Raw genomic sequence first — 14,543 nt, 5'->3', positions numbered from 1 at the left:
GCTGGCACGGGCGCTGATCCTCGGGCGGGGGTTTGGGCTGGTTTTTTGTTATTACGGGCGGGGGGGGGGGGCCCCCCCCCCCCCCGCGCCCCCCCCGACGCGTCCCCGAAAGAAGAGGTCTATGCCCCCTGCCGATTCCCGCCCCGTCGACAATCTCGACGATGACGACTACCCCGCCTACACCATGGGCCGGGCCGCCGAAATGCTCGGCACCACCCCTGCCTTCCTCCGCACCCTCGGCGAACACCGCCTGATCAGCCCCCTGCGCTCGCAAGGTGGCCACCGCCGCTACTCCCGCTACCAACTGCGCATCGCGGCCCGTGCCCGCGAACTCGTCGACGAGGGCACCCCCATCGAGGCCGCCTGCCGCATCGTCGTCCTCGAAGACCAGCTCGAAGAAGCCCAGCGGATCAACGAGCAACTGCGCACCCAGGGCGACGAGTCCCAGCGAAGGAACTCAGCTTGATCGGGACGCCTGGCGCCGGCCGGCACCTGACCGTCAACGAACGAGGCCGCCGTCATGGGCCGGCCTGCGACTGCCCACACCGTGCCCGAGTTCCTCGGAAGCCTGACCGCCGGTCCACTGCTCCTCGCTGCGGCGGCCGACCGGCGCGGACGGCTGTGGCCTTGGCCAGCCGGCGGAACAACGCGTCTCGCGATCCCGCCGTGGTTTCACAGCCCGTGGCGGCCATTGCCCGTCACCAGTTCACACACGCGCGCTTCGGACGCTGGTGAGAACGGGCTCCGGTGGGCGGCGACCGCCTGCCGGGTCTCCTCCGCGACGAGGTCGAAGTTGATCTGGGCCGCCGCGGCGGCGCCTGCGGCTGCGGCGCCACCGACCTGGGCGACGAGGTCCGTGACGTTGCCCGCGACCCACACCCCCGGAACATCGGTACGGCCGCCCTGCTCGGAGGGGATGTGTTCACCCGCCCCCGAGGGGTGGGCCGCCGGACGCAGACCGAGATCCGCCAGGAAGCCGGCCCGTGCCACCATCCGCGGCGCGACGGCCAGCGCCTCGCGCCTGACCACCGTGCCGTCGGCCAGCCGCACCCCGGCGAGGCGGTCGTCGGCGATCTCCAGGGACGCCACCTCACCCTTCACCACGCGGATGCCCCGAGCGGCCAGTTGCTCCGCCTCGTCTCCGGCCGGTGGCGTCATGGTGTGGGAGAAGAACATGACATCGCCGCTCCACTGCCGCCACAGCAGCGCCTGGTGCACCGACAGCGGCCCGGTGGCCAGCACACCGACGGCCTGGTCGCGAATCTCCCAGCCGTGGCAGTACGGGCAGTGCAGCACGTCCTTCCCCCAGCGGGAGCGCAGCCCCGGCACGTCGGGCAGCTCGTCGACCAGCCCGGTGGCCACCAGCAGGCGACGTGCCCGGACGGACCGGCCGTCCGTCAGGGTCACGTCGAACCCCTCCTCGGCGCGTCCTGCCGCACCGACCTCGCCGGACACCACATGACCGCCGTAGGCGCGTACCTCCTCCCGGCCGCGTTCCAGCAGCTCGGCCGGTGCCATTCCCTCCCGGGCCAGCAGGCCGTGCACGCCCTCGGCCGGGGCGTTGCGCGGGGAGCCCGCGTCGATCACCACCACCGACCGCCGCGCCCGGGCCAGCATCAGCGCCCCGCTCAGGCCGGCGGCGCCACCGCCGAGCACCACCACGTCATAGCCGTCCCTCAGTTGACCGGTCACTGTGACCACCTCCGCGACCACCATGCGAAGAGCTGATCCGCGGCCGCAAGCATGGTTGCCGGAACGGCAAAAGCGGAGGCACGGCCCCGGGACCGGCCTCCCCGCCGACCCGGCGGCTCACCCGGCGCGGATCACGGCAGCGGCGTGCCGCCCGTGGCGTTGACGATCTCCGCCGTGATGTACGTCGCCCGCGGCGAGGCGAGGAAGACGTACGCGGGCGCCATCTCGGCGGGCTGCGCCGGCCTGCCCAGCGGGGACTGCTTCCCGAACTCGACGGTGTCCGGCATCGTCGCCGGGATCAGCGGTGTCCACACCGGCCCGGGCGCCACGGCGTTGACCCGGATGCCGTCCGACGCGACCATCTGCGCCAGCCCCTGAGTGAACGTGACGATCGCGCCCTTCGTCATGGCGTAGTCCAGCAGGTGGGGGCTCGGCTTGTACGCCTGCACGGAGGTGGAGTTGATGATGCATCCGCCCCGCGGCATGTGAGGAAGAGACATCTTCGACAACCAGAACATGCCGTAGAGGTTGGTCCGCATCACACGGTCGAACTGCTCCGTGGTGATGGCGCCGATGCCGTCGGGCTGCGACATCTGGTAGGCGGCGTTGTTCACCAGGATGTCGATGCGGCCGAACTCCTCCACGGCCCGTTCGACCAGGCGGCGGCACTGCTCCTCCTCGCGGATGTCGCACGCCACCGGCACCGCCTTGCGCCCGGCACCCTCGACGAGGGCGCGGGTCTGCCGGGCCTCGTCCTCCTCTTCGGGCAGATGAGTGAACAGCACGTCCGCGCCCTCGCGCGCGAACGCGAGGGCGACGGCGCGGCCGATGCCCGAATCGCCTCCGGTGAGGACCGCCTTCAGGTCCCGGAGCAGGCCGCTGCCCCGGTAGCTCTCCTCGCCGTGATCGGGCGGCGGGTCCATCGGTCCGGTCCACCCGGGGTGCTTCTGGTCCTGCTGGGGGAAGTCGGGCCGGGGGTGCTCGGCTCCGGGATCCCGGTCGGCACCGTTGTCGTCGCGCACGGAGGCCTCCTTCTGATCGGCTGCGGCGATGGCGTCACCCGCCTACCCTCCGGCCCGCCAGGAATGCACGCAAATGGGACTTCCGGCTGCCACCGGCCCACCCTCCCGCCACTCAGCGGCGCCTCTGGTCGGGCCTCTGCACGGATTTCTGCGCCCTCTCCCCCGGCCGCAGTGCGTCCGCCGCCTCGCGGTCGCCGCTGTCGTCGTCGCGCACCTTCGTCTCGGCGTCCTCGAACTCCTGCCCGACCTCCTCGGCGGCCGTCCGCGGTGCGTGCCGCCGGTCCGTCCTGTCGTCGCCCATCGCCGTCTCCTTTCCGTCCCGGCACCGGGCCGTCCGCCCGGTGCTGTCACCGGGCGGGTGCCCCGCGTCACGCCGCCCGAAGCGTTCGAGACCGTGTGAGGCGCCCCCCGGCCGGGGAAGGGGCATCCGGGCCGCGAACTCCGCTGGGGTGGCGGCCATGGCACGCCACGTCGCCACCAACACCAAGGTGGACATCGAAGAGTTGCTGTGGTTCGTACGGCCCCGTCACCGGGCGATCCTGCTGACCCGCCGGGCCGACGGGTCGCCCCAGGGATCGCCGCTGACCCGCGGCGGGGACGACTCGGGCCGGATCGTCGTCTCGACCTACCCGGAACGCGCGAAGACACGCAACGCCAAGCGGGACGAGCGGGTCAGCGTCATCGTCCTGTCGGACGACTGGAACGGGCCGTGGGTGCAGATCGACGGTACGGCGGAGGTCATCGACTCACCGGAGTCGGTGGAGCCGCTGGTCGAGTACTTCCGGAACATCTCCGGAGAGCATCCCGACTGGGACGAGTACCGGGAGGCGATGGTCAAGCAGGGCAAGTCGATCATCCGCGTCACGCCGGAGCGGTGGGGTCCGATCGCCACGGGCGGCTTCCCGGCCCGTCTCGCCCAGGACTGAGCCCCACTCCCGGTCCGCCGGAAACCTGACCCGGCGCGTTCCCCTCCCGTTCCTGTGGAGTTCGCTGGTCCGGCGCGTGGCCGAGGAGGCGACGGGCGCCAGAAGGCCGCGTCTCACCGGGCCGGCTCCTACTCGTCGAGACAAGCGCAGTCGTGCCCCACTCATGCCGAGCCTACGTCTGCCCGGAAAGCAGCGTGTGCCGCTCCGCGGCGAACCCTAGGGTGGACCGCGTGAGCGAGCCTTCCTACCTGACCGCCGTGCGGGAGTCGTACGACACCGTCGCCGCCGACTACTTCCGCATCGTCAAGCGCCCGGCCGAGTTCGATCCCCTGTCACGCGGGATGCTGGCCGCGTTCGCCGAGGAAGTGCGGGCGGGGCGCGGTGGGCCGGTCGCGGACGTGGGGTGCGGGCCGGGGCTCGTGACGGCGTACATGGCTGGGCTGGGGTTGCCCATGATCGGGATGGATCTGTCCCCGGAGATGATCCGGCTGGCCCGGGACACCCACCCCGGCCTGCCGTTCACCGTGGGCTCCATGACCGCTTCGGGCTTCGGGAGCGGCACGCTCGACGGCATCCTGGCCTGGTACTCCACCCACCACACACCACCCGAGTGGCTTCCGACGGTGTTCGCCGAGTTCCGTCGTACGCTCGCGCCCGGCGGTCACCTGCTGTTGGGAGGGTACGTCGGCGACGAAAGCGTCCATCCTGCCCAGGCGTACGGCCACCCGGTGTCCTACGGATCGCATTTCCAGCCTCTGGACCGCATCGCCGAACTCCTGGACCGTGCCGGTCTCGTCGTCACCGCGCGGCTGGAGCAGCGGCCCGAGCCACCGGTGAAGCGGCCGTACGTCTGTGTCCTGGCCCGCAGACCCGAATCGTCGTAGCGGACACCTGCACCGGCTACTCGAAGCGGGCCGTGTCGCCCGCTCCCCTGCGGACGATCTCGGCCTCCCCGCCGGAGAAGTCGACGACCGTGGTCGGCTCGGTGCCGCAGTCGCCCGAGTCGACCACGGCGTCCACGACATGGTCGAGCCGCTCCTTGATCTCCCAGCCCTGCGTCAGCGGCTCCTCCTCGTCGGGCAGCAGCAGGGTGCTGGAGAGCAGCGGCTCGCCGAGTTCGGCGAGGAGGGCCTGGGTCACGGCATGGTCGGGGATCCGGACTCCGACCGTCTTCTTCTTCGGGTGCAGCAACTGGCGGGGCACCTCCTTCGTCGCCGGCAGGATGAAGGTGTAACTGCCCGGCGTCGCCGCCTTGATCGCGCGGAACACGTCGTTGTCGATGTGCACGAACTGGCCCAGCTGCGCAAAGTTCTGGCACACGAGGGTGAAGTGGTGACGGTCGTCCAGATTCCGGATCGACCGGATCCTGGTGATGCCGTCACGGCTGCCCAGCTGGCATCCCAGGGCGTAGCAGGAGTCCGTCGGGTACGCGACGAGCGCGCCGGAACGGATGCTCTCGGCCAGGCCGGTGATGACGCGCCGCTGGGGATTGTCCGGATGCACGTCGAAGTACTTCGCCATTCACCGAGTCTAAGGCCCGTCCGCCGATCGGTCGGCGACCGGAACCGGAATGCGTCGGTGATGCGCGGCCCCCTGACAGGCTCGCGGCCGGCGCGGGCGTACGAATCCCGAGGGCGGGGAGGTCAAACCGGCTCCCCTTCAGGTGAGTTGACGAGCGGCCGGACAGCGGGGTCGGTCGGCCGCACCCGCCGACATGTCCGGCGTTCCCGTGAGAGTGATCCACGGCGACCATCCGGACGCTTCCGCGTGGCGTTCCGGCGCGGGGGCCGCACCCCTGGTGTGGCCTGGCCCGGGACAGGTACCAGCCACGGCGGAAGGGAACGCGGCGATGTTCAGGAACACCAAGGCGTTCAGCGGATTCTCGGTGAACGACCTCGGCAGAGCCCGGCAGTTCTACGGCGATACCCTCGGTCTGGAGGTCGAGGAGTCCGGTGAGGGGGACATGCGCATGCTGTTCATCACCCTCGGCAGCGGGGCGCGCGTGCTCGTCTACCCCAAGGACAACCACCGCCCGGCCGACTTCACGATCCTCAACTTCGAGGTCGACGACGTCGACGCCGCCGTCGACGAGCTGGGGCGGCGCGGGGTCACATTCGAGAGGTACCCGGAGTTCGAGGCGGACGAGAAGGGCATCGTGCGGCAGAGCGGACCGACCATCGCCTGGTTCAAGGACCCCGCCGGGAACGTCCTGTCCGTTCTGCGGGACCACTGAGCCCGGTGGGCCCGCCGTCCGTGACGGACGGCGGGCCCACCGGTGATCTAGGCCGACAGCACCTCCTCGGTCACCGCCGCCGGCACGACGGCGTACCCGACGGCCCGGGTCGTGAAGGTCCCACGGCCCTGGGTACGGCCGCGCAGCCGCGACGCGTAGCCGAACAGCTCGGCCAGCGGCACGGTCGCGGTGATCACCGCGGTGCCGGCCCTGGCGGTCTGGCCCGACACCCGGCCGCGGCGTGCCGCCAGGTCACCGAGCACACCGCCCACGGCGTCGTCGGGCACGGTGGCCGTGACCTCTACCACCGGTTCCAGAAGCGCCATCACGCTCGCGCGCAGCGCCTCGCGGAGCGCGAGCCTGCCGGCCGTGCGGAACGCCATCTCCGACGAGTCCTTGGGATGGGTGGCTCCGTCCGTGAGCGTGACCCGCACTCCTGTCACCGGGTGACCGCCGAGGGGGCCTTCGGCCAGGGCGTCCCGGCAGCCGGCCTCCACCGCGCGGATGTACTCCTGCGGCACCCGTCCGCCGGTGACCGTGGACCGGAACACCAGGTGCCCGGCGCCGCCGGACGGGTCGTCCGGCGTCGCCGCCGCCACATCGAGGACGACATGGGCGAACTGCCCCGCCCCTCCGTCCTGTTTGACGTGCCGGTGCACCAGGCCGGAGACACCGCGGGCCACCGTCTCGCGGTAGGCCACCTGCGGCCGGCCGACGCCGACCTCCAGCCCGTGGGCGCGGCGGATCTTCTCCACCGCCACCTCCAGGTGCAGCTCGCCCATCCCCGACAGCACGGTCTGGCCGGTCTCCGGATCGGCCCGCACCGCCAGCGAGGGATCCTCTTCGACCAGACGCACCAGTGCCGAGGCCAGCCGGTCGGTGTCGAGACTCCTGCGGGCCTCGACCGCCACCGAGACGACCGGATCGGCCACCGCCGGCGGTTCGAGGACCAGTGGTGCCGCAGGTGCGCACAGGGTGGTCCCGGCACGGGCGGACTTCATCCCGATCACCGCGACGATGTCCCCGGCCACCGCCTGGTCCACCTCGGCGTGCCGGTCGGCCTGCACCCGCAGGATGCGGCCGATCCGCTCGCTGCGGCGCGCGCCCGCGTCGAGCACCGTCTCCCCCTTCCGGATCGTTCCCGCGTACACGCGCAGGTAGCTCAGGCGTCCCGTCGCGGTCGAGTTCACCTTGAAGACCAGTGCCGCGAACGGTTCGTCGGGATCGGCCGCGCGCTCCTCGACCGCTCCGTCGTGGGTGCCCCGCACGGCCGGGACGTCCACGGGCGACGGCAGGTAGGCGACCACGGCCTCGAGCAGCGGCTCGATCCCCCGGTTCCGGTAGGCCGAACCGCAGAGCACGACCACGGCCTCACCGGCCAGCGTCAGATCGCGCAGAGCCGACCGGAGTGTCGCCGCCGACAGAGTCCCCTCGCCGCAGAACTCCTCCAGCGCGCCCGGGTGCAGTTCCGCCACAGCCTCCTCCAGGAGGCCGCGGCGCCGCAGCGCCTCGTCCCGCAGGGCGTCGGGAACGGGACCTTCCTCGACGGTGTCGCGTCCGGTGCCCCACACGAGTGCGCGCATGCCCACCAGGTCCACCACGCCGGTGAACTCGTCCTCCCGTCCGATCGGCAGCTGGACCACGAGCGGGACCGTGTGCAGCCGCTCCCGGATCGAGGCGACCGCGGTGTCCAGGTCGGCGCCCGCGCGGTCCAGCTTGTTGACGAAGGCGATCCGCGGCACCCCGTGCCGGTCGGCCTGCCGCCACACCGACTCGCTCTGCGGCTCGACGCCCGCGACCGCGTCGAACACGGCGATCGCACCGTCGAGCACCCGCAGCGAGCGCTCCACCTCGTCGGAGAAGTCGACGTGGCCGGGCGTGTCGATCACATTGACGCGGTGCCCCTGCCAGACGCAGCTGACGGCAGCGGCGAAGATGGTGATGCCACGGTCGCGCTCCTGGGGGTCGAAGTCGGTGACGGTGGTCCCGTCGTGGACCTCGCCGCGCTTGTGGGTGGTGCCGGTCAGGTAGAGGATCCGTTCGGTGACGGTCGTCTTGCCGGCGTCGACATGGGCGAGGATGCCCAGGTTCCGGATGCCGGTCGGCGGGTTGCTCGCATGACGTTGCGGGGTGGTGGTACGCACGGCCCGAGGCCTTTCGTGGTGATCTGGATTTCACAGGGCGGCGCGATGTCCGGACGAAGGCGGGCCCGTGCTCGGGCCCGGTGGAAGCTGCTGGCACGGCTCGACGCACGGCGACTGCCGTGCCGTGGCGCACCGGGCAGCGGTGGGTCAGGAGTTCGTCGCGGGAATCCAGTGGCGGCCGCGCAGCCGGCACCGGGGGCACGAGGACACCAGGATCACGTCGAACCGGGACCGGGGAACGGCGACAGCGGTGCGGTGACGCATTGCCGGGCTCCCCTCGTTCGTCTCACTCGTCGACCACGCATGCGCCGCAGTGATCGGCGGCGTGCGAAGCGAGTGTAGGAAGTCCGCACCGGCCGGGGCACCCGATTATCCGCCCCGCCCGTGAGTGCGCAGTGACCGGCCGCGCCGTACCTGCTCCGGACACGCGAAGGCGCCGGGCACGCGAAAGGCCCCAGGCACGCGAAGGCCCCGGCCGCCGTGCGGCCGGGGCGCGATGACGACGGGTCAGTTCGCGTCGACGAGGTCGTGCGCGGGCACCTTGACCGTACGGGCGCCCGGCACGCCGCCCAGAACGACCTTGCGGAGCGCGCTGTTGTTGTTCAGGTTGGTCTCCTTCAGCCTCTTCTCCGGGTTGGCCAGCACCTGTATGTAGTACGTGCCGTTCGGGAGGCCGGTGATGTCGAAGGACTGGCCGGGCAGGTCCTGGGTGTAGGTGTCACCGGAGCCGACGTCGAGGACCTCACGGACGGAGATCGAGTTCTCCTGTCCGCAGGCGGTGGACAGGTCGGTGTTCTCCGGGTGCCAGTTGGCGTTCTTCACCGTGTAGTCCACGGCGTCGGTGTTGGCCAGGCAGAACGCCTCCTTGCCGCTGCGCACGGCCTCCTTCTTGTCCGCCTTGAGGAGCCGGTAGCTGGCGAAGTCGGTGAAGTGCCAGTGCTCGTGGCCGGGCCGCGGGTCCCACTCCATGGTGCCGGTCGGCGTGTATCCGACCTGCTTGCCCTTGGCGTCGTAGAAGTACTGGTAGGCGTCCATCAGCTTCTTGCCGGGAGAGCGGAAGCCGTCCACGACCAGTTGCGCGGGGCCCGCGTTCCAGACGTTGGCGCTGAAGGCGAGGTAGTCCTTGCCGGGAACGTCGTCTCCCCCGTCGCTGATGGTGATGCCGTAGGCGGGCAGCGACCGCAGGTCGGGCTTGGGGACGTCGGGCACGGCGGCGCGGCCCGTGGGCCGCTGCGCGTTGGGCTTCAGGGCGGGCGCCTGGCGCGAGCCGTCGGTCTGCCCCGTCCGGTCACCCACCCTCGCGGCGGCGATCCCGGCCTTCTTCAGCGCCCACGGGAGGGCGGGCGGTGCCGGCGGGTAGGGGCCGTGGCCCACGTTGTACGAGGGACCCGCGCCGCTCGTCGGGGCCGCCGGCGGAGCGGTGCGCTGCCCCTGGTGGTGGGCGTGTCCGGCCGCGTGGGACCCGTGCTGCGCGGCCCGCGCCGCGCCTCCGCCCTCGTCCCAGCTCCGTTCGCGCACCGTGAGCTTGATCGTCTGAGGCTTGTCGGCGATGCCGAAGTGGTCGCGGTAGCGTTTCGCGACGGACACCTTGGCGGTGTACTTCCCGGCGGGCAGGTCGGCCTTCTCGGAGTAGTAGCCCGAGTACGTGTTGGAGGCCCAGCCCTTCTCGATTCCCCACACGGAGCCGAGGGTGAACGGGTTGACCGGGCAGCTCTGCGGATAGTGCGAGGTGGACGGCGCGTCGGGGCGCACCCGGCCGGAGGCGTTGTTCGGGCAGAAGGGCTCCGACTTCTTGAGCACCGTCCTGCCCGCCGCGTCGGCGACGGTGATCTCGGCGAATCCCGGCAGTCCCGAGAAGTCCTTCACCAGGCCCGCGGGAAGCGTCTTGGTCCGGGTCGCCCTGCCGTCGCGGATGATCTGCGTGGCGACCACGGGGTCCTTGTAGGACTTGCGGGTCACCTTGAGTTCGAGAGGGCCGTTCTCTGCCGTGAGGTAGGTCCCGAGGTCGAGGTAGACGCCGGGCTCCTCCTTCCACGAGTCGAGGGTCACGGACGTGGACGCGGCGATGAGGCTGAGCTTCGGCCCGGCCTGGGCCGCCTGTGCCTGCTTCCCGTCGGGCGCGGCGGCGACGACGCCGGCGACGACGGCGATCGCCGCGGCCCCGGCGATCGCCGGACGCCTGAGACGGGTCTGGGGGGTTCGGGTCATCATTCCTCGTTCTCGTTCTCGGACGTGTGTGAGGGACGGTGGACGATCCATCGCGCGGGGCCGGACGGGCGGCCGGGGCCGCATGTGCCGGTCCCGGGCGTGGTGATGAGGTCGCGAAGCTGTGTGTGCGCTGTGAGAGGGAAGTGAGGGGCCGGAGGTTGTCCGCCGATGCGCCTTCGGCGGATCGTTGGCCGAATCCCGCCTCTGGGGAGCGCGATCCGGTCGTCCACGCCCTGTTCTCCCTTCGCCGTCAGCGCAACTGTGGTAGCTCGCAGCCGAGGAGTACCGGGCACGGATCGCGGGCGAGCTCGCCCACAAGCCCTTGGACCGGGCGCTCCTCACGGCCGTCGCCGGACCTGCGGGCCGCCGAACGGCCCGACGTGGCCGCGGCCGACGTGCGGCAGCGGCCCGTCCGTCACGACGGCAGCCCGATCGACCACCAGCCCGACTACGTCCTGACGAAGGACGACGGTGTCCGGCGGATCGCGGCGACTCGGAACACCCAGAGGTCACCGGCGGTTGACGTATCGTCGGCTCCGAGGACGTCCCGGGGAGTACGAGTCCCTCCGGTTGTCCGCGCCCGAACGGCCTCGACCGGTAACGACGACGTCCACGACAGGGGAACCATGCGCGCAGGGGTCTATCTCGCTCACCCACGGCCCGGCAGCTTCAACCACGCCGTGTTCGATGCCGTGGTGGAGGAACTGCGCGGCCGAGGATGCGAGGTGCTAGCGCACGACCTGTGCGCCGAGGGGTTCCCTCCCGTACTCGGCCCGGACGAGACCGGGACGGTCGCTTCGGCCTCCTCACCCGCCGATGCGCAGGTGGCCCACCACCAGGCGGAGGTGGCCACGCTCGACGCCCTGGTCTTCGTGCACCCGAACTGGTGGGGCATGCCACCCGCCGTTCTCACGGGATGGGTGCAGCGCGTCCTCGCTCCGGGCGTGGCGTACAAGCTCGCGTCCGCCGAGGGCGAGCCGGCGGGGCTGCTGACGGCGGGCCGCGCCCTCGTACTGAACACCTCCGACACCCCCGCCGATCGTGAACAGGATGAGTTCGGGGACCCGTTGGAGAGGATCTGGTCCGCCTGTGTCCTGCCCTACGTCGGAGTCGACGACGTGCGCCGCGTCGTCTTCCGTACGGTGACCGATTCCACCGCCACGTCCCGTGCCACGTGGCTGCGGGAGGCACGCCGGCAGGCCGCCGCACTTCTGGACTGACCAGTCCGTACGCCCTCCGACGCGCGAGGGCGGTGTCAGGGGGCGAGGAGCTGGCCGAGCAGGGCGTCGGTCGCCCACTCCTGCCAGTCGTCCGCGGGCCATCCCCGCTCGTGGACGAGAAGGTGATAGGTCTCGGGCGCCAGCACGGCCAGGGCGATGTCGGCGGCCCTTGCCGCGTCGGTCCCCGGCCGCAGCGCGCCCTTGGCGTCGAGCGCATCGGCGAACCGGAGCTGCACGATGTGGCGCTGGCCGATGTTGGTGCGCCACAGCTCCGCGATCTCGGGATCGGTCGCGGCGGCGGAACGAACGACCTCCAGCAGCGGGGCGACACGGCCCAGGATCCGCGCGGCGGCGGCCACCTGGAGGCGGATCTGTTCGGCGGCTGGCGCGGCCAGCGCCCCCACGGTGCTCGGAGCCATGGCGACCTCGGAACTGGCCGTCCTCAAGCTCCTCGGCGTGGGACTGGCCCTCGCCGTCCTGGTGGACGCGACGATCGTGCGCGGCCTGCTGGTCCCGGCGGCCATGCGGCTCCTCGGTCACAGGAACTGGTGGGCGCCCCGGCCGCTGCGCCGACTGCACGACCGCATCGGCCTGAAGGAGGACTGACGCCGGATGACACCGCGGCCGGAGCACCCGGGCGGCCGCGACAGAAGCGCCGGCTGCGACAGAAGCACCGACCGCTGCAGAAGCGCCGGCCGCGCCCCACCGGGGCGGCGCGGCCGACAGCACCCACGACGCGTGTCAGGCGGTCTGGAAGCGTTCCCAGACCCGGTGGCCGCCGAGGAGCCGGGTGATCTCCCCGAGCGTGGCGTTGCCGCTGTCCCCGCTCACCACACCGGGTGCGCCGGCGGGAACCCCGGCGGCCTCCAGGACCCCGGCCGCTCCGTTCCAGCCGCCGATGGCCTTCCCGTGGCGGTAGGCCTCCGAGAGCATCAGCAGCACGCGCGGGTCGGTTGCGGAGTTCCGCCGGGTGACGGCGTCGCCCGCCTTGGCGTCGCGGGCGCCGAGAGCGTCGTCCGCCGGGCCGGGCGCCCCGGCCAGGACGAGGGCGTCGAACTCGATCGACCGGGCGGTCGCGAAGGTGCGCTGGACCGCGACCGGATCGCCGTCCGCGCCCAGCTCGCCGCCGGTCGGCGCGATGACCAGCGGGACCATGCCCGCGTCGAGTACGGACCGGCGCACCTCCCGGACGCCGTCGAGGTCGCAGTCGGCGTCGGCGACGATGCCGACGACGCGGCCGTCCACCGGCCAGGTGCGGCCGATCTGGGACAGGGCGGGGCTGGGCTCGACGGACGCCAGGGGTTCGGTCGGCTTGGGAGCGGGCAGCCCGAGCGCGGCGGCGACGCCCTCGCACAGCTCGGGGTCGATGTTGGCGAGCACCTGCAGACCCCGCTCCTTGACGGCCCGCTCGTAGCACTTGCCCAGTTCGAACGAGTAGGCGGCGATGATGTGCTCGCGCTCCGGCGGGGACATGCTCAGCCAGAACCGCCGGGGCTGGCTGAAGTGGTCGGCGAACGAAGCGGGTGCCTCGCGGACCTTCTTCGCCGCCGGAACGTCGAGCGGCACCTCGATGTAGGCCGCCGTGTCCGCACCCGCCTGGAACGGGCAGCCGCCGTCAAGGGAGTTGGGGCGGTACGGAGCGACGCCCCGGTGCACGGCCGTCTGGTGCATGCCGTCACGCAGCATGTCGTTGACCGGGGCGTGGGTCCGGTTGACCGGGATCTGGGCGAAGTTGGGTCCGCCGAGACGGCTGATCTGGGTGTCGAGGTAGGAGAAGAGCCGGCCGGACAGCAACGGGTCGTCGGTGATGTCGATGCCCGGGACGAGGTGGCCCGGGTGGAAGGCCACCTGCTCGGTCTCGGCGAAGAAGTTCGAGGGATTGGCGTTCAGGGTCAGCAGGCCGATGGGCTGCACCGGTGCCAGTTCCTCGGGGACGATGTTGGTGGGGTCGAGGAGGTCGATGCCCTCGAAGGTCTGCTCGGGACTGTCGGGGAAGGTCTGGATCCCGAGCTCCCACTGGGGGTGGGCGCCCGACTCGATGGCGTCGGCCAGGTCACGGCGGTGGAAGTCGGGGTCCATGCCCCCGGTGATCTGGGCCTCCTCCCAGACCATGGAGTGCACGCCCAGCTTCGGCTTCCAGTGGAACTTGACCAGCGTCGTCGCCCCTTCGGCGTTGACCAGCCGGAAGGTGTGGACGCCGAAGCCCTCCATCATGCGGAACGAGCGGGGGATGCCGCGGTCGGACATGTTCCACAGCGTGTGATGAGTGGCCTCGGTGTGCAGGGTGACGAAGTCCCAGAACGTGTCGTGCGCGCTCTGCGCCTGCGGGATCTCGCGGTCCGGGTGCGGCTTGCCCGCGTGGATGATGTCGGGGAACTTGACGGCGTCCTGGATGAAGAAGACGGGAATGTTGTTGCCGACCAGGTCGAAGGTGCCCTCGCTCGTGTAGAACTTGGTCGCGAAACCGCGGGCGTCCCGCACGGTGTCGGCCGAGCCGCGCGAGCCGAGCACGGTCGAGAAGCGGACGAAGACCGGTGTCTCGACGTCCTCGGCGAGGAACGCCGCCTTGGTGACCTTGGCGGCGGTGCCGTACCCCGTGAACACCCCGTGCGCGGCGGCGCCGCGCGCGTGCACGACCCGCTCCGGGATGCGCTCGTGGTCGAAGTGGGTGATCTTCTCGCGCAGGTGGTGGTCCTGCAGGAGCACCGGTCCGCGGCTTCCCGCCTTGAGGGAGTGGTCGGTGTCGTACAGCCGTGTGCCCTGGGCCGTGGTGAGGAACGCGCCGCCCTGGGCGAAGGCCGCCGGATCGGCTCCGGTTGCCCGGCCGGTGGGACCGACCGTCGCGGGTCCGTGCTGGTCCGGCTTGGGCGGGAGGGGTTCGCGGGGTTCCGTCGGTTCCTCGAAGGGCGGGGACTGCGGGGCGGGCCTGCCCGGGATCTCGTCGCCGGGGCCGGGCGTGTTCCGGTTCACTGTGTGTCCTCCAGGGATGCGGTTACCGGACGCACGGCCGCCGCGGGCGGCACCGGTGGCCCGGTACCTGACCCACCCGATTCTTCTGCGACGGGCGCCCGGGGGCAGCCTGGGTACCCCCATTCCGG

Annotated in this window: 14 protein-coding genes; 6 read left to right on the top strand and 8 right to left on the bottom strand. The window is 71.7% G+C overall.

Going from position 1 to position 14,543, the window contains the following annotated elements:
• Nucleotides 1–121 precede the first annotated feature (121 nt).
• On the top strand, nt 122–466 hold the full coding sequence (locus AB0K02_RS31155) for a MerR family transcriptional regulator (RefSeq protein WP_365995946.1): 345 nt from the start codon (nt 122–124) through the stop codon (nt 464–466).
• A gap of 206 nt (nt 467–672) precedes the next feature.
• Here AB0K02_RS31155 and AB0K02_RS31150 read toward each other — a convergent pair whose 3' ends face one another.
• The 3 genes from AB0K02_RS31150 to AB0K02_RS31140 all read right to left on the bottom strand — a co-directional run bounded on the left by AB0K02_RS31150 (nt 673) and on the right by AB0K02_RS31140 (nt 3,015).
• A complete protein-coding gene (locus AB0K02_RS31150; RefSeq protein WP_365995945.1) occupies nt 673–1,716 on the bottom strand; it encodes an NAD(P)/FAD-dependent oxidoreductase in 1,044 nt (347 codons plus the stop codon).
• 107 nt (nt 1,717–1,823) lie between these two features.
• A complete protein-coding gene (locus AB0K02_RS31145; RefSeq protein WP_365995944.1) occupies nt 1,824–2,714 on the bottom strand; it encodes an SDR family oxidoreductase in 891 nt (296 codons plus the stop codon).
• Between the two features lie 112 nt (nt 2,715–2,826).
• Nucleotides 2,827–3,015: a hypothetical protein gene (locus AB0K02_RS31140; RefSeq protein WP_365995943.1), complete on the bottom strand. Its 189-nt coding sequence runs from the start codon at nt 3,013–3,015 to the stop codon at nt 2,827–2,829.
• Nucleotides 3,016–3,172: 157 nt separating this feature from the next.
• On the opposite strand from AB0K02_RS31140, the gene AB0K02_RS31135 reads away from it, so the two are divergent.
• On the top strand, nt 3,173–3,640 hold the full coding sequence (locus AB0K02_RS31135; RefSeq protein ID WP_365995942.1) for a PPOX class F420-dependent oxidoreductase: 468 nt from the start codon (nt 3,173–3,175) through the stop codon (nt 3,638–3,640).
• A 230-nt stretch (nt 3,641–3,870) separates the two neighbouring features.
• Nucleotides 3,871–4,524 (top strand): class I SAM-dependent methyltransferase, encoded by a 654-nt coding sequence (locus tag AB0K02_RS31130; protein ID WP_365995941.1) that lies wholly within the window; start codon nt 3,871–3,873, stop codon nt 4,522–4,524.
• Nucleotides 4,525–4,540: 16 nt separating this feature from the next.
• Here AB0K02_RS31130 and AB0K02_RS31125 read toward each other — a convergent pair whose 3' ends face one another.
• A complete protein-coding gene (locus AB0K02_RS31125; protein WP_365995940.1) occupies nt 4,541–5,161 on the bottom strand; it encodes an L-threonylcarbamoyladenylate synthase in 621 nt (206 codons plus the stop codon).
• A 328-nt stretch (nt 5,162–5,489) separates the two neighbouring features.
• On the opposite strand from AB0K02_RS31125, the gene AB0K02_RS31120 reads away from it, so the two are divergent.
• Nucleotides 5,490–5,873 (top strand): VOC family protein, encoded by a 384-nt coding sequence (locus tag AB0K02_RS31120; protein ID WP_365995939.1) that lies wholly within the window; start codon nt 5,490–5,492, stop codon nt 5,871–5,873.
• Between the two features lie 47 nt (nt 5,874–5,920).
• On the opposite strand, the gene fusA is transcribed toward AB0K02_RS31120, so the two are convergent.
• A complete protein-coding gene (gene fusA, locus AB0K02_RS31115) occupies nt 5,921–8,017 on the bottom strand; it encodes an elongation factor G (RefSeq protein ID WP_365995937.1) in 2,097 nt (698 codons plus the stop codon).
• 507 nt (nt 8,018–8,524) lie between these two features.
• Nucleotides 8,525–10,228, bottom strand: coding sequence for a lysyl oxidase family protein (locus AB0K02_RS31110; protein ID WP_365995935.1), 1,704 nt, complete (start codon nt 10,226–10,228; stop codon nt 8,525–8,527).
• A gap of 623 nt (nt 10,229–10,851) precedes the next feature.
• On the opposite strand from AB0K02_RS31110, the gene AB0K02_RS31105 reads away from it, so the two are divergent.
• Entirely contained in the window at nt 10,852–11,445 is a 594-nt protein-coding gene (locus tag AB0K02_RS31105) for an NAD(P)H-dependent oxidoreductase (protein ID WP_365995933.1), read from the top strand.
• Nucleotides 11,446–11,480: 35 nt separating this feature from the next.
• Here the strand turns inward: AB0K02_RS31105 and AB0K02_RS31100 are convergent, their stop codons facing one another.
• Nucleotides 11,481–11,864, bottom strand: coding sequence for a hypothetical protein (locus AB0K02_RS31100; RefSeq protein ID WP_365995949.1), 384 nt, complete (start codon nt 11,862–11,864; stop codon nt 11,481–11,483).
• Between AB0K02_RS31100 and AB0K02_RS31095 the strand changes: the two genes are divergently transcribed.
• Entirely contained in the window at nt 11,785–12,051 is a 267-nt protein-coding gene (locus AB0K02_RS31095) for an MMPL family transporter (RefSeq protein ID WP_365995947.1), read from the top strand. The genes AB0K02_RS31100 and AB0K02_RS31095 overlap by 80 nt on opposite strands.
• 135 nt (nt 12,052–12,186) lie before the next feature.
• On the opposite strand, the gene AB0K02_RS31090 is transcribed toward AB0K02_RS31095, so the two are convergent.
• Complete coding sequence (locus AB0K02_RS31090) at nt 12,187–14,538, bottom strand: catalase (RefSeq protein WP_365995932.1); 2,352 nt, start codon at nt 14,536–14,538, stop codon at nt 12,187–12,189.
• Between the last annotated feature and the right edge of the window lie 5 nt (nt 14,539–14,543).

It is taken from the genome of Streptomyces sp. NPDC049597 (genome assembly GCF_040675505.1).
In the GTDB taxonomy this organism is placed as follows: Bacteria; Actinomycetota; Actinomycetes; order Streptomycetales; family Streptomycetaceae; genus Streptomyces.
The sequence above is the reverse complement of the archived record's forward strand: the minus strand, read 5'-3'. Positions and strand labels throughout refer to the sequence as shown.

Coding starts and splice junctions, on each gene's coding strand:
- AB0K02_RS31155 (WP_365995946.1), top strand. CDS start 122: ATGCCCCCTGCCGATTCCCGCCCCGTCGACAATCTCGACGATGACGAC.
- AB0K02_RS31150 (WP_365995945.1), bottom strand. CDS start 1,716: ATGGTGGTCGCGGAGGTGGTCACAGTGACCGGTCAACTGAGGGACGGC.
- AB0K02_RS31140 (WP_365995943.1), bottom strand. CDS start 3,015: ATGGGCGACGACAGGACGGACCGGCGGCACGCACCGCGGACGGCCGCC.
- AB0K02_RS31135 (WP_365995942.1), top strand. CDS start 3,173: ATGGCACGCCACGTCGCCACCAACACCAAGGTGGACATCGAAGAGTTG.
- AB0K02_RS31125 (WP_365995940.1), bottom strand. CDS start 5,161: ATGGCGAAGTACTTCGACGTGCATCCGGACAATCCCCAGCGGCGCGTC.
- AB0K02_RS31120 (WP_365995939.1), top strand. CDS start 5,490: ATGTTCAGGAACACCAAGGCGTTCAGCGGATTCTCGGTGAACGACCTC.
- AB0K02_RS31110 (WP_365995935.1), bottom strand. CDS start 10,228: ATGATGACCCGAACCCCCCAGACCCGTCTCAGGCGTCCGGCGATCGCC.
- AB0K02_RS31105 (WP_365995933.1), top strand. CDS start 10,852: ATGCGCGCAGGGGTCTATCTCGCTCACCCACGGCCCGGCAGCTTCAAC.
- AB0K02_RS31100 (WP_365995949.1), bottom strand. CDS start 11,864: ATGGCTCCGAGCACCGTGGGGGCGCTGGCCGCGCCAGCCGCCGAACAG.
- AB0K02_RS31090 (WP_365995932.1), bottom strand. CDS start 14,538: ATGGGGGTACCCAGGCTGCCCCCGGGCGCCCGTCGCAGAAGAATCGGG.